General features: G+C 66.5%; 24 protein-coding genes and 3 pseudogenes. 10 read left to right on the top strand and 17 right to left on the bottom strand.

The annotated features are described in order from the left end of the window. Position 1: 1 nt before the first annotated feature. On the bottom strand, positions 2-1243 hold the full coding sequence (locus tag ACRAWC_RS15740; protein ID WP_431348569.1) for a glycosyltransferase family 4 protein: 1242 nt from the start codon (positions 1241-1243) through the stop codon (positions 2-4). 45 nt (positions 1244-1288) lie between these two features. Here ACRAWC_RS15740 and ACRAWC_RS15735 point away from each other — a divergent pair, with 45 nt between their 5' ends. The 4 genes from ACRAWC_RS15735 (at position 1289) to ACRAWC_RS15720 (ending at position 4283) form a co-directional block, all read left to right on the top strand. Beyond that, a complete protein-coding gene (locus tag ACRAWC_RS15735; RefSeq protein WP_121263586.1) occupies positions 1289-1879 on the top strand; it encodes an acetyltransferase in 591 nt (196 codons plus the stop codon). Further along, on the top strand, positions 1876-2490 hold the full coding sequence (locus ACRAWC_RS15730; RefSeq protein WP_431348568.1) for a glycosyltransferase: 615 nt from the start codon (positions 1876-1878) through the stop codon (positions 2488-2490). The genes ACRAWC_RS15735 and ACRAWC_RS15730 overlap by 4 nt, the downstream gene beginning before the upstream one ends. Beyond that, positions 2388-2972, top strand: a complete 585-nt coding sequence (locus ACRAWC_RS15725) for a glycosyltransferase (protein WP_431349461.1) — start codon at positions 2388-2390, stop codon at positions 2970-2972. Before ACRAWC_RS15730 ends, ACRAWC_RS15725 begins: the two co-directional genes overlap by 103 nt. 189 nt (positions 2973-3161) lie before the next feature. Then, positions 3162-4283 carry a glycosyltransferase family 4 protein gene (locus ACRAWC_RS15720; protein ID WP_431348567.1) on the top strand — a complete coding sequence of 374 codons (1122 nt, stop codon included), beginning with the start codon at positions 3162-3164 and terminating at the stop codon, positions 4281-4283. 65 nt (positions 4284-4348) lie between these two features. On the opposite strand, the gene ACRAWC_RS15715 is transcribed toward ACRAWC_RS15720, so the two are convergent. The 12 genes from ACRAWC_RS15715 to ACRAWC_RS15660 form a co-directional block, all read right to left on the bottom strand. Continuing rightward, a complete protein-coding gene (locus ACRAWC_RS15715; RefSeq protein WP_431348566.1) occupies positions 4349-4609 on the bottom strand; it encodes a polysaccharide biosynthesis C-terminal domain-containing protein in 261 nt (86 codons plus the stop codon). Positions 4610-4827: 218 nt separating this feature from the next. Beyond that, entirely contained in the window at positions 4828-5538 is a 711-nt protein-coding gene (locus ACRAWC_RS15710; protein ID WP_431348565.1) for a hypothetical protein, read from the bottom strand. A gap of 70 nt (positions 5539-5608) precedes the next feature. Then, a complete protein-coding gene (locus ACRAWC_RS15705) occupies positions 5609-6523 on the bottom strand; it encodes a glycosyltransferase family A protein (RefSeq protein WP_431348564.1) in 915 nt (304 codons plus the stop codon). 134 nt (positions 6524-6657) lie between these two features. Beyond that, the gene (locus tag ACRAWC_RS15700; protein WP_431348563.1) at positions 6658-7332 is read right to left on the bottom strand and encodes a glycosyltransferase; all 675 of its coding nucleotides are present in this window, start codon (positions 7330-7332) and stop codon (positions 6658-6660) included. Continuing rightward, entirely contained in the window at positions 7245-7664 is a 420-nt protein-coding gene (locus ACRAWC_RS15695; RefSeq protein WP_431348562.1) for a hypothetical protein, read from the bottom strand. The genes ACRAWC_RS15700 and ACRAWC_RS15695 overlap by 88 nt, the downstream gene beginning before the upstream one ends. Then, positions 7661-9067 (bottom strand): hypothetical protein, encoded by a 1407-nt coding sequence (locus ACRAWC_RS15690; protein ID WP_431348561.1) that lies wholly within the window; start codon positions 9065-9067, stop codon positions 7661-7663. The genes ACRAWC_RS15695 and ACRAWC_RS15690 overlap by 4 nt, the downstream gene beginning before the upstream one ends. Then, a complete protein-coding gene (locus tag ACRAWC_RS15685) occupies positions 9064-9543 on the bottom strand; it encodes a hypothetical protein (protein ID WP_431348560.1) in 480 nt (159 codons plus the stop codon). The genes ACRAWC_RS15690 and ACRAWC_RS15685 overlap by 4 nt, the downstream gene beginning before the upstream one ends. Before the next feature lie 140 nt (positions 9544-9683). Then, positions 9684-10127, bottom strand: coding sequence for a hypothetical protein (locus ACRAWC_RS15680; RefSeq protein ID WP_431348559.1), 444 nt, complete (start codon positions 10125-10127; stop codon positions 9684-9686). Beyond that, complete coding sequence (locus ACRAWC_RS15675; RefSeq protein ID WP_431348558.1) at positions 10124-11515, bottom strand: sugar transferase; 1392 nt, start codon at positions 11513-11515, stop codon at positions 10124-10126. The genes ACRAWC_RS15680 and ACRAWC_RS15675 overlap by 4 nt, the downstream gene beginning before the upstream one ends. Before the next feature lie 107 nt (positions 11516-11622). Next, complete coding sequence (locus tag ACRAWC_RS15670) at positions 11623-12588, bottom strand: hypothetical protein (protein ID WP_183080080.1); 966 nt, start codon at positions 12586-12588, stop codon at positions 11623-11625. Next, complete coding sequence (locus ACRAWC_RS15665) at positions 12588-13196, bottom strand: low molecular weight phosphatase family protein (RefSeq protein ID WP_431348557.1); 609 nt, start codon at positions 13194-13196, stop codon at positions 12588-12590. The genes ACRAWC_RS15670 and ACRAWC_RS15665 overlap by 1 nt, the downstream gene beginning before the upstream one ends. Next, entirely contained in the window at positions 13193-14629 is a 1437-nt protein-coding gene (locus ACRAWC_RS15660; RefSeq protein WP_121263596.1) for a polysaccharide biosynthesis tyrosine autokinase, read from the bottom strand. Before ACRAWC_RS15660 ends, ACRAWC_RS15665 begins: the two co-directional genes overlap by 4 nt. Positions 14630-14762: 133 nt before the next feature. Here ACRAWC_RS15660 and ACRAWC_RS15655 point away from each other — a divergent pair, with 133 nt between their 5' ends. Next, entirely contained in the window at positions 14763-15512 is a 750-nt protein-coding gene (locus ACRAWC_RS15655; RefSeq protein ID WP_121263597.1) for a CPBP family intramembrane glutamic endopeptidase, read from the top strand. Positions 15513-15599: 87 nt separating this feature from the next. Here the strand turns inward: ACRAWC_RS15655 and ACRAWC_RS15650 are convergent, their stop codons facing one another. Beyond that, entirely contained in the window at positions 15600-16208 is a 609-nt protein-coding gene (locus tag ACRAWC_RS15650) for a sortase (protein WP_431348556.1), read from the bottom strand. Between the two features lie 900 nt (positions 16209-17108). Here ACRAWC_RS15650 and ACRAWC_RS15645 point away from each other — a divergent pair. The 3 genes and pseudogenes from ACRAWC_RS15645 to ACRAWC_RS15635 form a co-directional block, all read left to right on the top strand. Beyond that, positions 17109-18044 (top strand): annotated as a pseudogene (locus ACRAWC_RS15645) (FtsW/RodA/SpoVE family cell cycle protein); the annotation flags it as partial. Beyond that, complete coding sequence (locus ACRAWC_RS15640) at positions 17981-18466, top strand: FtsW/RodA/SpoVE family cell cycle protein (RefSeq protein WP_431349460.1); 486 nt, start codon at positions 17981-17983, stop codon at positions 18464-18466. The pseudogene ACRAWC_RS15645 and the gene ACRAWC_RS15640, both read left to right, overlap by 64 nt. Positions 18467-18766: 300 nt before the next feature. After that, positions 18767-18961, top strand: coding sequence for a hypothetical protein (locus ACRAWC_RS15635; protein WP_121263600.1), 195 nt, complete (start codon positions 18767-18769; stop codon positions 18959-18961). Positions 18962-19264: 303 nt separating this feature from the next. Here ACRAWC_RS15635 and ACRAWC_RS15630 read toward each other — a convergent pair. Further along, positions 19265-20203: pseudogene (locus ACRAWC_RS15630) on the bottom strand (IS5 family transposase). Here ACRAWC_RS15630 and ACRAWC_RS15625 point away from each other — a divergent pair. Continuing rightward, positions 20163-21122, top strand: coding sequence for a phosphatase PAP2 family protein (locus ACRAWC_RS15625; RefSeq protein WP_431348555.1), 960 nt, complete (start codon positions 20163-20165; stop codon positions 21120-21122). The pseudogene ACRAWC_RS15630 and the gene ACRAWC_RS15625 overlap by 41 nt on opposite strands. Here the strand turns inward: ACRAWC_RS15625 and ACRAWC_RS15620 are convergent. Together ACRAWC_RS15620 and ACRAWC_RS15615 are read right to left on the bottom strand one after the other, a co-directional pair. Beyond that, a complete protein-coding gene (locus tag ACRAWC_RS15620; RefSeq protein ID WP_431348554.1) occupies positions 21076-21735 on the bottom strand; it encodes a response regulator transcription factor in 660 nt (219 codons plus the stop codon). The two genes, ACRAWC_RS15625 and ACRAWC_RS15620, sit on opposite strands and share 47 nt — an antisense overlap. Next, positions 21732-22160 (bottom strand): sensor histidine kinase, encoded by a 429-nt coding sequence (locus ACRAWC_RS15615; protein ID WP_431348553.1) that lies wholly within the window; start codon positions 22158-22160, stop codon positions 21732-21734. The genes ACRAWC_RS15620 and ACRAWC_RS15615 overlap by 4 nt, the downstream gene beginning before the upstream one ends. Between ACRAWC_RS15615 and ACRAWC_RS15610 the strand changes: the two are divergent. Continuing rightward, a pseudogene (locus tag ACRAWC_RS15610) lies at positions 22077-22766 on the top strand (molybdopterin-dependent oxidoreductase); the annotation flags it as partial. The gene ACRAWC_RS15615 and the pseudogene ACRAWC_RS15610 overlap by 84 nt on opposite strands. Between the last annotated feature and the right edge of the window lie 189 nt (positions 22767-22955).

Genomic DNA, 22955 nt, shown 5'->3' with positions numbered 1-22955 from the left:
ATCATCGTCGGGAAACGGCAAGGCCCGCCAGCCACTCAGCATACCGGGCGATCGCCATTTCGGCCGCGAGGTGCACGTGGCGGAACTCGCGGCCCGCTGCTCCCATCGCGTTGTGTGTCTGCTGTTCGGCCGCTAACTGGAGGGCGGCCTCGACAAGTTCGCGCGGTTTGCCCGGGTCGGCGCGGACGCCTCCGCCCGACGCCGCGATCTCGCTCGCGGTGACGCTGCCACTGTCGGTGGCAGCGAGAACGGGGAGGCCCGTCCCGAAGTACGAGGTGAGTTTGCTCGGCACGGCCATCTCCGCCACCCCCGGCAGTTCGTTGACGAGCAGGATGTCCGCGCTCGCCAGTGTGCGCTGAAACTCCTCGTCGGGGAGCGGGTCGATGAACTCGATGCGCTCGACGCCTTGCGCGAGCCACTCGAGGCGCTCGCGTTGATTGCCGTCGCCGAGCAGGACGAAGCGGAGGTCGACGCCGCGCTCGTCCGCGACCTTCGCGGCGTCGACGACGTTCTCGAGCGCCTGCTTCGCACCCATATTGCCGGCGTGAAGGACGATAACCTCGTCGTTTCGCCAGCCGCGACGGGCGCGGACCTCGTCCCGGCTGTCGTGCACGATCGCAGGCAGGTGCGACCAGTTGCGGATGACGGCCACCCGTTCGGGATCGACCCGCAGGCTCGAGGTCACGACGGTCTTGAAACGCTCGTGGATAACGGCGACACCGTCCGCCGCCTTCAGTGTGCTGGACTCGACAGCAGTCATGGGGCCCACGGCTCTGCGGCCTCCCGCACCGGTCTCGGCGACACCGCGGCTGTAGAGGTCCTGGACCCAGACCCCGATGCCCGGCCGCTTGGGGCTGAGGCGAGCGCGACCCATCGCGACCACCGTGGAGAAGAGCGCAGGCGAAACGAGCAGCACCACATCGGGACGGCCCCACCTCGCGAACAGCAGGCGCACGCCGAAGCTCAACTCGGACAGCAGGCGCGTCATCGCAGTCGGCCTGCGCGGCACGTAGTGCCGCAGGCGCGCGACCGGGACACCGTCGACGCTCTCACGCCGGGTCCACTGACCGAACCCAGGCCAAATCCTCCAGTCTGGGTAATGAGGGTGACCCGTGACGACCCGCACGTCGTAACCCCGCTCCCGCAGCCCTCGGGCGAGCGATGACGTGTACGGCGCGTTTCCCGTCCGCTCAGGGGCATAGTGAAGGCCTAAGATCGTGATGCGAAGCGGCTGCGGGGACACGCTGAAACAGTACCCCAGGTCCGTGCTGACGACAGGGAGCGCGAAATGAACGATCAGGGGCTGGAGCGGCCGAGTCCGGTTCCGGTCATCAGCCTCGCTGCAGCGCCCGGCGAACGTGCACGCTGGGGGCGCCCGGCCTGGGTCGTATACCTGTGGGGGCTCGCGGAGCTCCTGTTCGTGACCAACCCATTACAAGTCTCGTCCCGCCTCCGTGTCGGCGTGCTCCGGCTGTTCGGCGCCGATATCGGCGACGGCGTAGTCTTCCGGCCACGCACGCGCGTCCGGTTCCCGTGGAAGCTGCACATCGGGCGCGACACGTGGATCGGCGAAGGGGTCTGGTTCCACAATCAGGATCACATCTACGTCGGGCACGACGTCGTCATCTCGCAGGAGACCTTTCTGACGACGGGCAGCCACGCGCACCGCCGCGATATGGCACTGCTGACACGACCGATCCGTATCGACGCCGGTGTGTGGATCACCTCGCGCTGTATCGTGCTGGGCGGCACCGACATCGGTCGCTCGGCGCTGGTACGTCCGATGTCGATCGTTTCGGGAACCGTGCCGGCGAACTCCGTCGTCTCAGGCTTAGACAGCACGATCGTGGGCACGCGCTTCGATGAGTCCGCCTCATGAGAATCGCGCACGTCGTCACCTACATCTCGGCGGACGGCGCGTTCGGCGGTCCTGTCGCAGTCGCGATGGCTCAGGCGGAGGAGCTGGCACGGCGCGGGCACACCGTGGAGCTACTGGCCGGCTGGGATGGCGTGGCAACGGTCGACGTCCCCGGTGTGACGGTGCGATTGTTCCCGGTGCGGCGACTCCCGGTCGGCGGCTTCAGCGGCCTGTTCTCGGCCTCCCTGGTGCGGGAGTTCCTGTCGGCCAATCCTTACGACATCGTCCACGTGCATCTCGCACGCGACCTGATCACTCTTCCGGTGGCGCTCCTGGTGCAGCGCCGTCGCCTTCCGTTCGTCGTTCAGCCGCACGGGATGGTGCGGCCCGATCGGCGTCTGAAGGCACGCATTTTCGATGCCCTCGCGACGCGGGCGGTTCTGCGCGCTGCGCGCGTCTCGCTCGCGCTGACGGACGCAGAGGTCGCGGATCTGATCGCCATGACGGGCGGGGGCCCCGGCCCGAGCGCATCGCCAACGGCGTCCCTGCGGCTCCACGTGCGCGCATCCACCGGGCGACCGATGTTCCCGAAGTGCTGTTCCTCGCGCGGCTGCATCCGGGAAAGCGCGTGATGGCGTTCGCGGAGATGGCGCGCGAACTCGTGGCGCGGGGCGCGCGCGCGCACTTCACCGTCATCGGCCCGGATGAGGGCGACCTCGAGACCTTGCGCGCATTCGTCGAATCCGAAGACCTTGCCGGAGCGGTGACCTACGAGGGTGCTCTTCCCCCGGGCCGCGCGCCGGAGCGCCTCGCCCGCGCCGATGTGTACGTCCTTCCGAGCATCGCCGAGGTCTTCCCCATGACCGTGCTCGAGGCCATGGCAGCCGGGGTGCCGGTCGTCCTCACCGCGGGATGCGGCATTTCCGGGGTGCTCGCCGAACGCGAGGCCGCGCTGGTGACCGACGGGAGCCCCGCCGAGCTCGCCGAGGCGGTCGCGCGGCTGCTCGCCGATCACGAGCTCAGGGATACAACGGTCCGCAACGCCGCGCGGGCGGTGGCCGAGGTGTTCAGCATCGAGGCCGTCGGGGAGGCACTACTGAGGCACTACGCGTAAGCGGATCTGCGAATTGGTTCAGGAAGCCTGGACGGCAGCAATGGTTTACCTTTTTGTTTCCTTGCACCCTCTAGGCTTCCGATGATCTGTGCGACGTGCCCCAAGAACGTCGCGTCAACACAGCCGGCCAAATTGCAGGGACACGTGAACACTCAGTCGGAATCGGGAACACTCCGTCGGGTCGTCTGGATGACGAATGTCGCCGCCCCCTACCGGCGGCCGGTGTGGGATGCGCTGGCCGAGTCCACCGAACTCACGGTCCTTCTGCTAGAGAACCAGGCCCGGTTCCGTCGAGGTGGCACCAACCGCGGACGGGAATGGGCGGAATACGACGCCCCTACTTACGAGGTTGCTGAGCTTCCGACGGCGCGTGTCAGCCGTGGTGAAAGCTCGTACTACACGGCGCTGCGCGTCGGTTTCCTCGCGAGGTACCGACCGGATGCCGTGCTGCTGGCGGGGTGGGAATCCCCCGCGTACTGGCAAGCATTGATCTGGTGCAAGCTCCGCGGAGTACGAACCGTCGGCTTCTACGAGTCCACACTCTCGACTCAGCGTCACCGACGCGGGCCGATCGCCGCCACCAGACGACGCTTTTTCAAGCTCCTCGATCGCGTGGTCGTGCCCGGCATAGCAGCGCGCGATGCGGTTCTCGCCATGGGGGTGGACGCGACGCGGATCGATGTCGGGTTTAATGCCGTCGATGTCGAAGGAATCGCCGAGCGAGCGCAAGCTGCTCGGACTGTGTCTCCCCGATCGCCCGATTCGGCTGGCCACCGTTTCCTGTATGTGGGGCAGCTCATCGCGCGAAAAAACGTGCGTGGGCTGATCGAAGCCTTCGCGCGAATCGCCTCGCCGGACGATTCACTCACGATCGCCGGCCTCGGCGACCAGGAGAACGCCCTCCACACCGACGCGGAGCGCCAGAACGTTGCCCAACGCATCCAGTTCACCGGGCACATCCCGTACTCCGAGATCGCTGGCCTCTTCGCCAGACATAACACTTTGACACTCGCCTCGACCGAAGAGGTATGGGGGCTCGTGGCTAATGAGGCGCTGGCCGCCGGGCTGCATGTGGTGATCTCTCGGACCGCTGGCGTCGCGGCATCAGTCGCTGATATGCCGGGTGTCCACATTGTCGACACCAGCGTCGAGTCCTTGGCCGGAGGGATGCAGGCGAGCAAGGACGCTTGGAACGGGCCGATCAGCGACCCGCCGATTCTCGCGATGACTCCACGTAGTTTTGCGACCGTCTTCGAACAGGCCCTGCGCGTGAGTGACCGGTCGATCTCGGCTGACGGAACCAAGTACTGATTGGCATCTACTTAATCTGACCTAACTCCGGCGCTACTAGCGGCTGTAAAGAGCGTACTTTCGCTTCAACGCTGGAAACGCGGCTTATGGCGCGCGGCGATAACGATCAGCGCCGTCGCAACGAATCCTTGCGTCACAAGGGCAGCGACCGCTGCGCCGACCGCACCAAAGAGGCCCGACAAGACTCCGATCAGAACAAGAGCGATCACCACGTTCACGGTCATGATGATCGCGACGATTCGGTCGAGACCGGTGGCCTGAAGAAACACCGCCAACGGCTGATTGAGAATGCCGGGAATCGTAGCGAGCGCCAGGATCTGGAGCACCCCAACAGATCCTGCATATTTGGGGCCGATCAAGACGGGCACCAGATAGGGAGCTAACATCACGACACCCAGACACGTTGCAATTGCGGCGAGCGGAAGCCAGATTGCGGAACGGACATGCGACCAGGCGACATGCCACGTGTTCGACCGTGCGATGTAGGGAGCGGACGCTGATGAGAATGCGCCGACGAGGAGACCCATTGGTTGGGTCCATCGATTCACAGCGCCGTAAACGCCGGCGACAGCCGGCCCGCCAAAGCTTGACATGACCGCAATGTCAAGCGACTGGGCGCTGGTCGACACCCCGTACAGACCGAAGTAGCCTGCACCCGACCATGGGTTCGCCCATAGCCGACCCCGAATCCGCGCTCGTCCCCCCTCGGTGTCAACATCCATCCGACCACCGCTGCGATCAACGAACCCATGACCAGGCTGACCCAGAGCGCTGTGGAGGTGGAGACACCGGCGACGATGAGCGCCGCCATGGCAATCGCTCCGGAAACCCGGTCGCAGAGGACGCTGACCGCCGCCAGATCACCGCGACCCGCGCCTCGAAGCGGAACTTGCGAGGTCTGATTGGCAAGGATCGCGATCGCGATCGGACCAGCTGCCCAGATGAGGCTCCCCGGCGACACGACAAGCCCGATGAGCAACCATACGACGCTGCACACGCCGATCAGCGCGAGCTTGGTGAAAATCCGGGGGCCGAGTCCGGCAGGCGACAGTCGTCCTCGGGCGAGTTCTCGTATCCACAGGGCATTCGTACCGAAATCGGCGAATCCGACGGCAGCCATCCCAATTGAGATCGCGGTCACGACCAGTCCGTACTCGCGGGGCGCGACGCCTCGTGCCGCGGCGATGTACATGGCCGCGGTGATCAGCTGGGCGAGACCAGTCGTGCCGGCGAGCATGATCGCCTGGGTCGCCACCCCCGCTTCGGCTCAAATCGATGACTACCGGGTGCTCCGACATCGACGGCGGGCGTGTCTGGCTCGTCGGTCATTCTGGCGCGACCTCGACACGATATCGACGAGGTGCCTTGAGGCCGTCAATGCGACGTGCCAGCGTACTGTCGGCGAATCTCGCGTCGTAATACCGCTTCAACTCCGCGAATCTGCGCTGGGCCTCAGGCGGCCGTGGTGCGCGCGTCGAGCCGAGGTCGATTGGCGAGTCGAAGCCGAGCGGCACGAAACCGACTCGCCTCCCGTGCTCGACGAGCGCACGCATGGCGAGGTCGTGATCGTCATTGCCGAGAAAGAAGCGTTCGGTGTCGAATCCTTCGAGCATGCCGAAATCAGCTCGTTTGATGGCCCACGGGCCGCGCATCACGGTTTCGTGAACGTAGACCATACGGCGGCCCGTCACGATCGCAGGATATTCGATCAGCGCGCCGATGCGGCCGATGCTGTCACTCAGGTGGAGCTCAGCCCGATTCGCGCGGTAACGCTTCAGCATTTTCGCCTTGAGCCCGAATACCTTCCGAGATGCAGGCCCCACCAGCCCCGCCGAGTGCCCGGGCACGACGAGGCCGAAGGCGTGACCACCCCGCCCACTCACCGCTATCAGTTCTGGAGAGCTTTCCAGCGCGCGAATGAGCACCCGATCGTACCCGCGCTCCCAGACAAGCATGTCAGCTTGGACCTCGATGAGGTACTCGCCTCTTGCTAGCGCTGCGCCCACGGTGTCGGACATGGTTTCGAAAACACCATCATCGATACGGACGATCGTGATGCCTATCGTTTGTACACCCATGTTCGCCTCCCGCCCCCACGCCGTCGCGATTTCTGCGGACGAGTCGGTGCATCCATCGGCGATGACGATGAACTCGTGCGCCTCAGCGGTTGCGTCACGGATCGCTTCGAGATGAGTCCGAATTACTTCAGCTTGATTGTGCACCGGAATGATGATCGTCACACGCGGGGCCAGACCGGTCGAATAGCCGAACCGCTCAACCTTCACAATCGTCTCGGGGAGAAGGCCCCACAGCGATTTGCGAGTTCACCCAAGCGCAGCTGCATGGTCTCCGTCACCGTTCATCTCTCTTTCCGTCAACCGGCACCGCCGAGAATGCGAAGATATCGGCGAGCGCACTCTTCGGCGGAGTAGGTTGCAGCAATCTCCGCTGCGTATGCGTGGGCGCGACGTGAATGTGGCTCCCACTCCGCGATCACCTCGCCGAGGCGGCTCGCGAGATGGCCCGGGTCCTCGTCGCGGAATGTCACAGCCGGGAAATCGTTCGGCAGATCGCGAGCGACCGAAGTCGAACAGACGACGACCAAGCCCATAGCAGCGGCCTCGAGCAGTCCGACACTGTGCGCCTCTCTAGTCGCGGCGTGCGCAAGAATGTCTCCCCGGGCATAGGCGGACGCCGGCGTGCTCGTCGGGCCCTGGAATACGTGCCCCAGACCGGCACGTGACGCGCTGGCCGCGAGTTCCTCGTCGAAGCCCGTGTCGCCGGAAGGCGGTCCCCACCACGCCGCGTCGAGTTGGGGGTAGGCGTCCAGCACTTCAGCGACAGCAGTGAGCCAAACATCCGGGCGCTTCTGAGCGACGACTCGCGCTACCTCGATTATCATCGCAGGCCGGGTCGCCTGCTCGCGTGGCCGGCGAAACTCGCGTGGTATTCCGTTGGGGATCACATGGATCGGAACGGAGCCGCCGAATCGTGACCGATACCTCTGCGCCTGGGGGCGCTGACCGCGATCACGCCGTGCGTGCGCCATCGGAGCACTCGTTCGGCAACTTTCAGCTTTATGTCCTCGAAATCATCGCTGGCGCTATGGAGAACCGAATACACTCGAGCACCGATCGGACCGCAGATGCGCGCATAGACCGCGGGCAGTGCCGAATGTGCGACCACGACGTCGGGTTTCAGATAATGCAGCGTCTTCACTAGGCGACGCACTCGCGAAAGCGGATGGCTCGAAGACCCGTCCTCATCGAGGTAAACGATCTCGCTGGCGACGCCAACCGTGGACCACTCGGATTCCAGCGACGCCGCGAGCGTTTCAGCGCCCCCAATGCGCTTGCTGAGGAGAACCTGGACGATTTTCATGGGACGACGCCGCCACGTTGTGCAACGCTCGGATGCTCGAGGATCCCTGGCGGCTTCTGCAGATCCCGCGCCTCTGCGGAAGCATCTTCCCGTGCGCGAGCCGCCAGGAGGAGGACAATCATCAGAACCGCCAGCGAGAAACCGCGATCCTCGGTGGGGGACCCGAAATACAGTTGAGCGAACCAAACCGCAACGGCACCAATCGCTACCCCCTGCTCGGACAGTCGCGGCAGCGAACCGAAGCGTCCCCAGCCACTGCGAACGATGAGAAGCACGCCGACCAGAAGCAGCGCACAGCCGATCAAACCGAATTTGGCAAGTAACGTGGCCGAACTATCGACCTGGAAATCTGCCGTTCCTCCACCAGGATTCGGGTCGGGGAAGACGTGCCCGAACCCGACTCCTACAGCCCAGTTCGGCCACCACACATCAAGTGCATACGCGGTCGCTCTCGCCCGAATGATTCCAGACGCGTCTTGAAGCGAGCCACCTTGGAGCACCGCCAGGCTGGCCTGCAACCTGCTCTGGAGAAAGCTCGAACTCGTAACGGTCGAAGCTGCCAGGACGACGAGAAGTCCGAGGCCAGCTGCGAATCCTGCAACCCCCACCACGAGCCGGAATACTCCGCTTCTTCGCCTGAATGCGATTCCGACTACCGGCAGCGCTGCAGCGAGCAGCACAAGCCCCTCGCGGCTTCCGCTGGCGAGCACAAAGGCTACGAGTGCAGCTCCGAACCCCAGCCATCCCCACTTGAGCCTGCGGCCCTCGAACCCGCGAACACAGGCCAATGCAACCCCAGCCGAAAGCACCATCATCGACGGCGCCACAAGCTTGTCGACGGCAACGTTGCTGACACCGCGTAGGGTCAGTTCGTGCAGCATGAGCGAGGCACCGCTGACGCTTGTGACGACGATCGTCAGAAGACGCACTGCCCTCGTATTCATGACTCGCGCTGCATCCAACGCAACGGGGACGGCGGCGGCTATCAAGAGGTACGTGACTCCGTCGCGAATGACTTCAGAAAGCACGACTCCCTGCAGCAGCCCCACAATCGTTGCGAGGACCGTCAGCCCGAAAATGACGCCCGCCCCCGCCATGGCGGCCCGGAACGGTCGCGCCCACGGCTCACGAAAATGCCGAATCGAGTTGAAGAGGGCAAACACGCCGATCCCGCCCGCGACTACGAAGAAGATGACCTTCGGCGCCGAGATCCCCGCTGAACTCTGAAACACCGTCAGGGTGCCCCCGACATAAAGGAGTAGTCGCCCGTCAGCGCGACTGAGAAGTGGCACGAGCAGCAGAGCCAAGACGCCCAGCCACGCCATCGGAAATGAGATAAGAGCAACGACCGCCGCTGCTACGACCAGCGTTCCGAAAACAATCCACCGCATCTGACTACTCACAGCAGAGCCTCGGCGAATCGGGCGTTCTCGGGGGCAAAAACCGCCGTCGGCCGGTGGAGAGCCTGCGCCCTTCTCATGGCACCCATGAGTGCCGTTTCGTCCAGCGGCACCCAGGATGCGAGCGATGGCACGTGGCGGGCGTCCTCGCGTAGGCTGAGCGCTCCGGCGGCGACGACACGCGTCCCTGCCGCGGCAGCCTTGCCGAAGAGGCCGCTCGGCCCCTCGTTGGAGTGCGCGAGTACGACGCAGTCCACTGCGGTGACCGCCGCATCCAGCTCGAGCTCCGAAAGGAGCCGATCGACCACGACCACCTTCGCGCCGGCTGCGGTCAGTTCCGCCAGCGGTCCAGCCATCGCCCTGGCCGCCTCCGGATCGCAACGTCCCGCGATCAATAGACCGCTGTTCTGCGCCTCGGCCGCGCGCAGAGCGCGTGCGACAAGGGGCACATTTTTGCGATCGAAGATCGCGCCCAGCACCCCGAACCAATAGCGGTCGTCCTCCAGGTTCCAGGCCGCGCGAAGCTCCGATATGTCATCGTCGCCGCACGCGAGCGACACGGGATCGGGTGCACACGCGAACATGGAGTCACCCGTCCACGTGGCGGACTTGAGAACACTCAGGCGCACGCGGGGAGCCGGGAAGCGCGATGGAAGAGCGCAGTGCGGATCCGAGACTTGGCAGCCACGACCATGCTGAGGCGCCCCGGTTGGGCGACCTCCCTCATGATCAGCACCGACAGCGCGCCCTGGCCGCTCCACCCGCCGCGGGTTCGCGCCAGCCGCATCGCGAATCGGTCACCGTCGGGAACGACCGTGATCGCAGCGTCGTACCGCCTGCTCAACTCGGCAACGGCGTCTACCCCGAAGTCACGAGCGCTGACGATCGTGACGGACTCGGCGATTCCGGACAGGTGCAGGCCGGACTCATCCGTCGCCGACGCGGCCTCCGAAAGCGCGAGCACCACCTCATCGCCGCGGGCCACCGCCGCCTGCGCCAGCAGTCGGACGTAGTACAGCCGGTGCCCGGACTGGTTCGGCTCCACGATCAGCGTGACACTCAATGTGCTTCCTCCCCCGGCCTGACGACCGCCTTCAGCGTCCGCCACAGGATGACGAGGTCGCTGACCAGGGACCAGTTCTCGACGTAGTAGAGGTCGAGACGAATGGAGTCCTCCCAACTGAGACTGGAACGCCCTCCTACCTGCCACAGCCCGCTCATCCCGGGCTTCAGAAGCAGACGTCGGTGCGCAGCCGCGTCGTACAGAGCGACCTCGCCCTCGCGCTGTGGGCGCGGACCAACCAGGCTCATCTGACCGAACAGCACGTTGAACAGCTGCGGGAACTCATCGAGCGAGTACTTGCGCAGGAAGCGGCCGACCGGAGTGATGCGCGGATCGTTCTGGATCTTGAAACCCGGTCGATCGTCGCGCCCCTGCGCGGCGAGCAGCGCAGCGAGCTCCGCGTCGGCGTTGACCTTCATGGAACGGAACTTCAACATCCTGAACGGTTTGCCATTCAGACCAATGCGCTCCTGCGCATAGAACACAGGGCCCGGACTCGTCAACCAAACCAGCACCGCCACGGTCACCAGCAGGGGTGACAGCGCAATCAACAGCGCGATGGCCCCGACGATGTCGAAAGTGCGCTTCGCGAGCAGCGTGGTGCCGTCATACTTCGGAGTCTCAACGTGGATCAGCGGCAGCCCCGCCACTGGACGCGTGTGAATGCGCGGGCCGCCGACATCCGTCAGCGCCGGCGCCACGATCAGATGACGCTCCCCAGCCTCCAGACCCCAGCCGAGCTGGCGGATCCCGCTCGGACCCAGCTCTCCCGAGCTTGTGATAGCGACCGTGTCCGCTCCGACCTCGTCGAGCACGCTCAGCGCCTCGCCAATGTCACCGGCGACCGGCACGGATGTCCCCGCCAGGGTCGTGCCTGCCTGGCCATCCGGCACGCACGCACCGACGACGAGGTAACCCTCCTCTGGGTGCCGCGCGAGTTCTCGAGCAATGTGACTGGCTGTCGGCAACGATCCCACCACGAGGACGCGTGCGCAATACAGGCCCTGCTCCCGTTTCGCGCTCAGCCACTGTCTCCAGATCCACCGCGAGAAGATCAGAACGACGATACCGAGTGGAAATGCGATGAGGATGTAGCCCCGCGCGAGATCGATCTTGAACAGATAGCCGACAATCGCAATGAGCCCGAAGAGGTACATCGCACTGGACGCGATCTGGCGGTACTCGGCGCTGCCGCCCCCGATCACTCGGTAGTCGCGGGTGCCGAAGACGTGAAGCATGATCATCCACGCGACGATCAGGATGACCGACACCGTCGTATAGCCGATTGCGAGGTCATTCACATTGCGCACCGTCGACGACACGACCGCGCTGTCGAGGCCGAACCACTCGATTTGGACCCCGAACACGACCCAGATGAGCACGAGCACGTCTGTGATCATAAGACGTCTCGCGAACTCCGCGCTCCAGGCGTGCGTCGAGCCGCGGCCGGATCCCCGGCGCGCCCCCTGCTCGACTTCCATCCCCATCGGTCACCTCACCAATTCGCACCCGAATCTGACGAGACGAATGTCTTGTCACCACTCCACAACCAGAGCGTCGGTCCGCTCTGACTGAGAGTGACACCGACCGGCGTCGCCGCAACGGCGCACCCGGTCGTGGTGACAGACATGCCAGGACGGAGTGACCCGTCCATGGCCTGAACAGCGACGCCGGCGCAACCGCCGACGCCGGAGACGGCGACCACCCAGCCGTTCGGGGCGGCCGCGACCGCAAGGAGACCGGGGACCGGGATGCCCACCCACGCGCCGGAACCCGTGCGGGCCTCCAGTTCGCCGGGGCAGACGACTGCCGTGGCGGTGGAGGTGTGCGCCACCTGGCGCGGGTCGGCGCACGGCGACGGCGTCGTCGTGCCGGCGACGTACAGCGCGTGCGTGGCGGGGTCGATGTAGGAGGCCTCGCTCACCCGGTCCGGGTAGGGCGCCCAGAATCTGCCGCTGGTGAACGACGCGAAGAACGCGGGTGTGCAGGAACTGGTGGCCCCGGAGACGACGGTGGCGCTCGTCGCGCCTCCGCTCAGGAACAGGACCGTGCGGGCGGAGATCTTGCTCAGGTCGGCCCGAACCCACGTCCCGCCGCCGTTGGTGGTCTCCTCGACGACCGCCGGGGTCCCCGTGCATGAGCCGGGCGTCGCCCTCCACGCGGTGGTCGCGCTCACGGCGGCCAGGAAGCGCGGGGAGACCGCGGTCGACGGAATCGTGGCCGCCACCGTCGTCGACGAGGGAGCGGGAGTCGGCGTGCCGTCCGGCGTGGGCGTCGGCGTTGGCATGCTCGAGAAGGTCGGGATCGGCGCCAGCGTGCCATGCGGCTTAACGCCCGCAGCCGTCGCCGCCATGGCAATGAGGACGCCGTCCACCGCCAGGAACGCGACGATCAGAACGATGACGGCGACCCGACGGGCGCGCGCTCTGCGCGGCAGAGCGGCGATTCGCGACCGTGCCACTAGCGTGCTCCCTCTGACGGCAGCGCGCGGAATGCGCCCGCGACGATTCCGGCGAGAGAGTCGATTCGCGCGGCGACCGCTTCATGCACGTCGGGCGTCTGCCGGTAGGGATCGACGATGTCGTCGTCGGATGGATCCTCCGGCGGCAAGACGTGGCCGCGCTCCGCCGCCACGGCCTCCACGAGCGAGGGTGCATCCACGACGCCGTCCGGGAGGGTCCCGGCCAGGCCTCCGGACAGCCGCGCGAACTCGGCGAGCGTGAACGTGTACCGAGAGGCGCGGGGAAGCAGGGAGACGACCGCTGCTCGGTGCTGACGGGTGGCCGTGAGCACGAGCCCGGAGTCCGCGATGAGCTCTTCCGTCAGCGGACGTGCCGCGTGCGCGGACGGGTCGCCCCCGTATCGACGTGAAATCTCAGCCGCTGTTGCGTCCATCGCGAAGCCTTGCTCCGCGACCGTCCCTGCGCTCGATACCCGCACGGGCCGCCCAGACGCCTTAAGGCGCGCGGCCAGCAACTGTTCGGCGAGGGGAGATCGGCAGATGTTGCCCGAGCACACCACGAGCACCGTGAATTCGTCTGCGATGCCGGGTGGCACGATGTCGGTCATCGCGCCGCAGCACCCGCGGGAGCGCGCCGGCGGCTCTTCGGCTTGGTCTTTTTCGCCGGGGTGTCCTGCGTGTAGCCGTATCCGGAGGCGTACCCGTATCGTCCGTAGCCGTAGGCGTCGGGGCCGGACGTGGGCATCATCGTCATGACGAAGCCGGAGACGGTGGCGCCGACGTTGTGCAGCGCGCTGACCGCGCCGGAGAGCTGCGATTTGTGCGTCTGGCCGGCGGCCACGACCACGATGGCACCGCTGGCCTTGCGCGCGAGGATGGCCGCATCCGTCACCGGCAGCAGCGGCGGCGCGTCGAACAGCACATAGTCGAACTGCTTCTCGAGCGTCTCGATGAGGCTGGCCATGGTGTGCGAGCCGAGAAGTTCGCTGGGGTTCGGCGGGATGTGACCTGCAGGCAGCACGTAGAGGCTGTTGCGCCCCCAGCGCTGCACCACGTCCTTCAGCTGTGCGCGGCCGATCAGCACATCGGTCAGTCCGACGGCGCCCTCGAGGCCCAGGTAATCGGCGAGCTTCGGCCGGCGCAGGTCGGCGTCGACGACGAGCACACGGCTGCCTGCAGTGTCGAGCGCGATGGCGAGGTTCGCGGTGGTCGTGCTCTTACCCTCCGACTGAATCGAGGAGGTCACCACGAAGGAGCGGGCGCGACCCTCGAGATCGAGATACTGCAAGTTCGTGCGGAGAGTGCGGAACGACTCGGCCCGCGGGCTGCGCGGGTCGGCGTGGACGATCAGGGGACGCTGCGCCGCCTTCGGGTCGAAGGCGATCCCGCCGACGATGGGCGCGCTGTCGATCTGCTCAACATCCTGTTCGTTGCGCACCCGCGTGTCGAGGGCGTGGCGGAGCACGGCGAGCCCGATCCCTGCGGCGAGGCCGACGAGGAGGCCGAGCGCGGTGTTCAGCGGCACGTTCGGGCTGACCGGGGCGTTGGGCACCTCCGCCTCGGTGACACGGGTCAGCTTCACCTGAGGCTCTTTGGTCGCGCCCGTCGACTCGATCTGCTGCACCACGTTGGTCAGGCTCTGCGAAGTGGCATTCGCAATGTTCGCCGCCTCCACCGGGTCGGTGGAGGTGACCGTGATGGAGATCAGGGAGGTGTCGAGCGGGGCGTCCGCCGTCACGAGCGTCGACAGGTCGTCCGACGTCATCTTCAAATGCAGACTCGACGCGACCGGGAGCAGGACGATCGGAGTCTTCACCAGGTCGGCGTACGTCTTCACGCGCTGCTGCGTGAAGGTGCTCCCCTGGGCGAGGTCGGCGACCGTCCCGCTGCTCTGTGTGGAGACGAAGACTTGCGCGGAAGCGGAGTAGTCGGGCTTCTTCAAGACGGAGAACGCGGCAGCCACAGCGACACCCGCGAGCGCGAGGATGACGATGAGCACCCACCCTTTACGCATCACGGTGATGTAGTCACGTAGCTCCACGGCCAGCCTTCCCCAATGTCAGCGCCCGTCGGTCGAGGCTCCCGAATATTTTCGCATACCGAGCGGTCAACACTTGCATTTCCGCGGTGGGCCGAAGACCGTCGGGCCGCCTCGTTTCCCGTAGGTTGGGAGCATGTCCGGCCCCCGCCTGCCCGCCCTCACGACCGCTTTACCCGTCCTACGCCCGATCCGTGACGTCTCGATAGCGGTGATCGCCATGGTGGTCGTCGTGGTGGCGTCCGCGTGGCTGTCGGAAGCCGTGCAGCGTCGGGAGGTCGATCCGGCCGTCGCCGACGTGCTCTCCTACGTAGTGGTGTGGGGTCCGCTGCTCCTCGCAGTCGCGGTCGGGTGCGCACGGATGGTTTCCCGGCAGCTACGGGACCGTCTGGCTCTGCATGCCAGACCCGTCGATCTCGCGTGGGGTCTCGGCGGGGGCCTCTTGGCACGGGCCGTCGTGCTCCTTGCCACCGTCGTGGTCAGCGGGCAGACCGGGCTCGGCTCCTCGTCGGCAATCGACGGTGGGCCGCAGGGATGGCAGACGATTGCGGCCATCGCGTTCCCCGTCGTCATCGGTCCGTTGGTCGAGGAGGTCTTCTTCCGCGGTCTCCTGCAGCGGGCGGTCGAGGCGGTGTGCCGCGTGAGGATGTCAGCGCGCGTTGCGACCGCGACGGCGGTCGGTGTCAGTGCGGTCCTCTTCGCGGCCCTGCATGTGGCTGTCGAGGGCTCCCCCGTCCTGACGCAGACGCTGACGCTCGGCATCGCGACGCTCGTGCTCGGCGTCGTCGCCGGCGCGATCGTCGCCCGCACCGGGAGGCTGACCGGTGCGATCGTGGCCCACATGGTGTTCAACGCGATCGCGGTCGCACTGACCTGGCCGCACTGACAAACCTCGGGCTTCACCTGCGGCAGAAGACGAAAAGACGGCCCTGCGGGATATGCAGGGCCGTCTGTTGAATCGTGTCGCCTGTGGTTACGCTTTGGCGCGCTGACGACGGACGATGACATTCACCGCGACGAACGCGGCGCCGAGGAGCACCAGGCCGCCGGCGACCCAGATCGCGATGAGCGAGATGGTCGAACCAGTGTCGGCAAGGCCGCTGCCCGTGCTGGCGCCGGCGGCGTCAGCAGGGGTGACGGTAAGGGACACGGTGGCCACGTTTCCGGAGGTGACACCGGCCGCAGTCAGCGTGTAGGTGCCGCTCGCGTCGGTCGGCAAGGTGACATCAACAGTGACGGCGCCCGTCGACGAAGCCGGCTTGACGAGCGTCTTCGAGTTGACGACCGCGTGCAGCGACGCGAGCGAAGCACCCGCAGCATCCTGACCAGTGAGCGTGAACTGGACGTTCTCGCTGGCCAGGAAGGAGCCAGCCTTGAAGCTGACAACGACCGTCTGGCCGGGAGCCGGGTTCGAGTTGCTGACCGTCACATTGCTCGATGGCACATAGCCAGCGGCGCTTGCCGCCATCGGCACGGCGAAAACGGCTGCGATCGTAAGCGCAACGACTGCAAGAATCTTCTTGAACACAGGACTATCCCCCTTTGAGGTTGCAGTGATTTTCGCCGATTCGGCGTCTTTCATGGGCGACTGCAAGTATAGGGGCGAAGTTTGCGACAATGCGAGTATCTAGGCAAAGTTCGACTGCTCTGTGCCCGCTGGCCCATTTGGGGACAGCCGGAAAATCACAAGCCGCTCGTATCTTGTCCTTCGTTTTGGGGGTACCGATTAGGGGGACGGCAAGCCGTTCGGGAGAAGTGTCGAAGGGGCCGCAGCGGCAGCTGACACCCGCTCGTCCGATGTCTGGCCAGATTCGACGATCACCCAAGCGACCGCCGCCAGCGCCGGCGCGGCCGCGAAGTGGCCGGTCGAACTCGGACACTGACAGGTCCGCGCGAACGCCGGCCTCGATCCGGCCGCCCTCTTCGCCAACGCTTCGCCGGTGCTCCGTGGCGTACCCGGCGAGTGCGTCCAGCGTCCTGAGCCCCTGCTCGGCACGGACCTGGGCCGCCGCCGGGCGCCCGGCGGGACAGCGGCGCCGGGCAGCAGCGATGATCCCCAGCGGGTCCCACCGGACGATCAGCCAGTCAAAGCCGAGCGCGAAGGCGCCGCGATCGACGAGCATCGGCCGATGCACCCGTGGGCCGGTTGAATTGGGCGGCGGTGATGCGGCCCAGCGCAACGTGTGGTTCCTGCGCGGAAGATCCCGCAGGAGGACGGGAGCGCGGCCCTGTTTCCGATTCAAGTGATCGTCTCCGACCACTCTAGTTCGTGACCCGGAGGATGATACCCTCGAGGCGCGGGCAGGATCTGTTGCTGACACTGGGGTGCGTGCCGCGAGTTGGACGGCGCTTCCTGACAGGACTCTAACAACGTGTTCAGCGCAAGCGCCAGTCAGAATGGGACAGCTTCAATTACTCGCTTGTGCCGAAGGATTGATCGCGTGTGTAGTCACATGTGTCGCCCGCAAACGGACCACGAAAGATGAACGCGACTCTCTCGTACGGCGCCAGTACCGCGGTGCGGATCCGAAACGTCGAGCTGCTACTCCTACTCGTGGCAGGCTGCATCTCGGTCGCGGCAGTCGCGCTGGTGCAGCTCGGCGCCCTCGGCAGGATCGAGCCCGGCTTCCTGCAGCTCAGCGCCATCTCGCCGCTGCTCGCGCTCGCCATGCACGTCGTGATGCGGTTCCTGACACCTACGGCCGACCCGTTCTTCCTGCCGATCATGATGGTGCTCACCGGGCTGGGCATCGCCGAGATCTACCGGATCGACCTCCACTACGGGTACAGCGGCTGGGGAAGCACCAGCGTGCGGCAGATCGTCTGGTGCGCGATCGCGATCGTCTGCGCCATCCTCACCCTCGTCGTCATCCGCAACGTCCAGGTCCTCAACCGGTACACCTACACCGTGGGCCTGGTCGCGTTCGCTCTCCTGCTGCTGCCGCTACTGCCCGGCATCGGCAAGACGGTGTCCGGGGCGCGGGCCTGGATCGGCATCGGCGCGTTCAGCTTCCAGCCTGGCGAGATCGCGAAGATCGCGCTGGCCGCGTTCTTCGCCGGCTATCTCATGCGGCACAGAGACGCGCTCTCGCTGCTCGGCCGCCGCTTCCTGGGCATGCGGTTCCCCCGCGTGCGCCACCTCGGCCCGGTCGTGCTGGTGTGGCTGCTATCGATCGTCGTCGTGATCCTCCAGCGCGACCTGGGGCCGGGACTGCTGTACTTCGGGATCTTCCTCGTCGTCATCTACGTCGCAACCGGCCGGATCGGCTGGCTGGCCATCGGCGCCGTCTTGATCGTCATCGGCGGGGCCGCAGCCAACGCCGCCCTGACCTACGTGCACCTCCGCTTCGCCAACTGGCTCACCCCCTTCGACCAGCACATCTACGACGCCAACGGCGGCAGCTTCCAACTCGTCCAAGGCCTGTTCGGCATCGCCCACGGCGGGATCATCGGCACCGGGCTCGGCCAGGGGCAGCCCTGGGTGACCCCGTCTCGCAGAGCGACTACATCGTCGCCAGCCTCGGCGAGGAACTCGGCCTCGCCGGCCTGTTCGCGATCTTCAGCCTCTACCTGCTGGTCACCTTCCGCGGCCTGCGGATCGGATTCGACAGCGCCGACGACTTCGGCGCCCTCCTCGCCGTCGGGCTGTCGTTCGGGGTGGCCCTCCAAGCCTTCATCATAATCGGCGGCGTCACCCGGGTCATCCCGCTCACCGGCCTGACCACGCCCTTCCTGGCGGCCGGAGGCTCCTCGCTCATCGCCAACTGGATCATCGGGGCGCTGCTGATGCGGCTCTCCAGCGTTCGACGACTCCCCCACCGACTCCGCAACGCCTCCTGAACTCAGTTCTCCGGGGTGTAGGTCTGCTGCGCGGCGGCTGCCCCCCGACGGAATAGGGCAGCGCGACCGACGTCGGAGTGGGGACGGACGGCGGAATGGAGACGGGGTCGACGCGCGCGCTCCCGTGGCCCGGGACGGCGCGGGCACCCCTGCCAGCGCCACTGGTGCCCGAACGGGCCGACACGCTGCACCCCGATGGTTTCCAAGCTCACATTTTCACCGGAGGTCTTCGCGACTCACGCTAATGCGGCTTTTCGCCCCAAGGGGCGCTGACGCGCGTGCAGACCGGAATGACCTGGGTTGTTCAACGGTGAGAGTAAGGCCTTCTGGCTGGCAACGGTCGGCGACATCATCTTCACCACCGTGGTCGCCGGGTTCGTCGTCGATGGCGGGGTCGGCCGGCTCAGGCGGCGCTTCGGCGTCACCTGCGACGGCCTTCGCGTGGTCGATCTCGTCACCGCCGAGCGCCCCATCAGCGTGGACGGCCGAGAGTGAGCCGGATGTTTGGGCGTCCCGCGGCGGCGGCAACTTCGGCGTTGCGACATCGTTCGATTTCGAGCTGCACGATGTCGGCCCGGAGATCGTCGCCGGTTCCGTGATCCACCCGATCGACCAGGCCCGGGATATCCTGGCTGGCTGGAGTGATGCAGTGTGGAGCCTTCCGGAGGAGGCGATATCGGTCGCAGTCTCTTCGCAAATCCCCACCCGACGCACCCTTCCCCGTCGAGGTCTGGGGCAAGCCCGTCCTGTCGTTGAGCATGATGTGGTCCGGCTCGCCGATGGTGCTGCCACCGCGCTCTAGGGTGTGTCTCTCATTTGGCGGAGCCAGGTGAGGATGGCGCAGATCGTAACGCCGGCACGGTAGGTGAGCACGAGCTTGTCGAACCTCGTCGCGATACCGCGCCATTGCTTGGCGAGCGCGAAGTACCGCTCGACGACGTTGCGACCGTTGTAGGCCACCTCGTCGAGACCGGGAGGGCGTCCGCCCCGGAGACCACGTCGATTGCGGGCGGCCGCCTGATCCCGCTTGTCCGGGATCACGGACTTGATGCCGCGGCGTCGCAGCTCGCTACGGATGACACCTGTCGCATAGGCGCGGTCGGCGATCACCGCGTCGGGCCTGGTCCGGGTCCGCCCGCGACCGAGACGGGGAACATGGATCTGGGCGAGGACCACGGTCAGCATCGCACCGCCGCGTTACGCTGCCCGCCGGTGACGATCATCACCAACGGACGACCGTGCCCATCGACAGCCTGGTGCATCGTCGTGGTCGGCCCGCCGCGGGAGCGGCCGATCCCGTGCCCGGGCGGTTCAACCTCGTGCCAGGGCAGATTCTTGTGATTCGATCCCGCCCCCTGTGTCCTGCTCCGGGCGGGTCGTGTTCGTCGAGTGCTGATGCGCTCGCGCGATCGTCGCATCCACCGACACGGCCCAGTCGATCTTCCCCGCCGCGTCGGCTTCGGCGAGGATCTGCGCGAACACACGATCCCAGGTGCCATCACCGGCATAGCGGCGGTGCCGCTTCCGCACCGTCTGCCACGGCCCGAACTCGCCCCGTGGGAGATCCCGCCATGGGATCCCCGTCCGGAACCGGTACGTGATCCCCTCGACCACCCGTCGGTTATCACCGAACGGATGACCCCGCATACCCGCATTCGACGGCAGCAGCGGCTCGATCCGCGCCCACTGCTCATCCGTGAACACCCGATACCGCGACCCGTCGACCTCATCCCACAAGACTGCGGCGAGCCTCACCACAGATATGGGAGATACGCCCCAGTACGGCCGCGCAGCCACGGCACAAGCATTCAGGTATCGTCGCGCATTCTTGGTCGATCCTTGGTGCGGGTCGGAGAACCTTGGACGGCACACCTCTCTGTCGCCTGTGGTGTGCGGAAGGGTTTTCATGGACAGGTCCGCCACCATTTCTCGCAGCACCCCTGTTGTTAAGCGTTCGGGGATGTTCCGCCCGTCGCGCCGACCGCTCGTCGCAATCGCGGTCGCGGCCGTCGTCGGAATCCTCCTGCTCGTCGCCGGACTTTTCCTCAAGGGACATCCGTTCGATCTCGGCGCGGTGGTCGCGCTGAACCAGGTGCACACGGGAGCATGGGGATTGTTCGCCGATCTCGTGTACGTCCTGGTCGGGCCTGCAGCTGCCGTCGCGCTGACCGTTGTGCTGGCCGGGGTCGTCTGGTTTATCTCGCGTTCGTTCCTGACGGCGGTCTCCTTCGGGCTGATCGTCGCTGTCACCTGGCTGCCGGTCGCCGTGCTCAAGGTGATCGTCGACCGGCCCCGACCGGAAGCGACGTCCCTGGCCCACGCATACGTGCCGGCGCAGGTCGATGGGTCATTCCCAAGCGGCCACACTGCGTTCGTGCTCGCGCTGGCGTTCGCGGCCTGGTTCCTGTTCCGGGAGACCCGGTGGCGGTGGCTCGTCGTCGTTCTGGGCGCTGCCGCGACGGTGATCGTGGGTGTCGCCGTCGTCAGTGACGGGTTGCACTACCCGACGGATGTGCTCGCGTCGATCGTGTGGGCTCTGGCCATGGCGCCGGCCGCCCGCGTGATCGTCGTGGATGGGGGCGCGGGCTGGCTGCGCTGGCGGCGGACGCTCAAGCCGGTGTTCCCAAGCGATAGCCCCAACCGCGCACAGTCGTGATCAGCTCGCGGTCCGTCTTCCGGCGCAGGTAGTGCACGTAAGTCTCCACTGACGCGATGCGCTCGCCGCGTTCGAAGACGGCTGAGAGCAGGTGCTCCCGGGAGAAGGTGCGATTCGGCTCGCGGGCGAGGACCGCCAGAAGCGCCGCCTCGGTCTCGGTCAGCATGATGCGGCCCGCGTAGGGCGAGTCCACACTGTGGTCAGCGGGGAAGAACGTCCAGCTGCCGATCTCGATGCCGTCGCTTCGCCCGGTGTAGTCGCGGGTCAGCGCCCGGAACCTGGCCCGCAGTTCGTCGAATTCGAACGGCTTCACCAGGTAGACGTTCGCACCCGCGTCCAGACCCTCGATCCGGTCGTGGAGCTCTCCGAGCGCGGTCAGCATCAGGATCGGGGTGCCGAGCCAGCGGTGCCGGAGTGCGCGGACGAAGCCCTCGCCGCTCATCCCCGGCAGCCGGCGGTCAACGACCATGACGTCGTAGTAGGTTGTGGTCGCCTCGCGGAGTGCGGCCTCGGCCGAGGTGCACAGCTGCACCTCCCAGTCCATGGAGAGCATCGACTCCATGATCGGCCCGAGCCGCGGGTCGTCCTCGACGATCAGCAGACGCCCGCTCATGCCGCACCGCCGCGAGCGAGCGGAAGGACGAGTTTGAATGTCGACCCCTGGGGTCCGGTCCTCACGACGTCCACTGTTCCGTCGTATCGCTCGGCGAGCTCTCGGACGAGCGCAAGCCCGATCCCGTGCCGGGTGCGGGTCTCACCGCGGGACGTCCGCGCGGACGCGCCGTGGGCGAACCGGTCGAACACCCGATCCGGTGAGATCCCGACGACACCTCGGCCCTGGTCGGTCACGTCGATCCTCGCGTTCGCTGCGCTTCGCTTGGCCACGACGGTGACGGTTCCGCCCGCCGGTGAGTGATCGATCGCGTTCTCCAAGAGGGCGACCAGCCAGCGGCGCAGGTCGGCGGCAACCTCGTCGGCAATGCCCGCTGGCTCGGCGTGCCGGTGCGAGAGGTGCTCGCCCGCGCCCGTCCCCGGCACGGCGCCGACATGGTCCTGTCGCGCAGCGTCGACGGCTTCACCGCGAGCACGCCGCTCACCGCGCTCACCGACCCGGGCCGCGACGCCATCCTGGCGGTCGGCATGAACGGCGAGCCATTGCCGCTGGAGCACGGCTTCCCGGTGCGGATGGTCGTCCCCGGCCTCTACGGCTACGTCTCGGCGACCAAGTGGCTCACCGAGCTGAAGGTCACGACGTTCACCGCCGACCAGGCCTACTGGACGCCCCGCGGCTACAGCGAGAAGGCGCCGATCAAGCTCTCCAGCCGCATCGACACGCCCCGGATCGACCGGCCGCTCTCGGCCGGACAGACGAAGATCGCGGGCGTCGCCTGGGCGCAGACGATCGGGATCCGGAAGGTCGAGGTGCAGATCGACGGCGGCCCCTGGCAGGAGGCCACGCTGGCCGCCGCCATCAACGCCGACACCTGGGTGCAGTGGTCCCTCGACTGGGACGCCACCTCCGGCTCGCACACGCTCGCCGTGCGCGCCACCGACCGCGCCGGCCGGCTGCAGGAGGAGAAGCGCACCTCGATCGCGCCGAACGAGTCCACCGGGTGGCCGTCGACACTGGTGCGGGTGGGGTGAGGAAGTACGTTGGCTCTAGCTGCAGGGCGGCAATCAGCGCCCGGCCTTTGGCTTGTTTCCTCACTTGCGCGGCCGGTCAGGAGGCCCTCGACGTCTGTGAACAGACGGAGTCGCCCGACCACCGCGAGTGACCGTTGAAGTGGCACGATATTCACCGCGACCGCCGTCGTACTCGCCTTCGTCAGCGCC

This window comes from Leifsonia sp. L25 (genome assembly GCF_050632895.1).
Note: the sequence above shows the minus strand (reverse complement) of the source record. Positions and strands in the feature narration are given on the sequence as shown.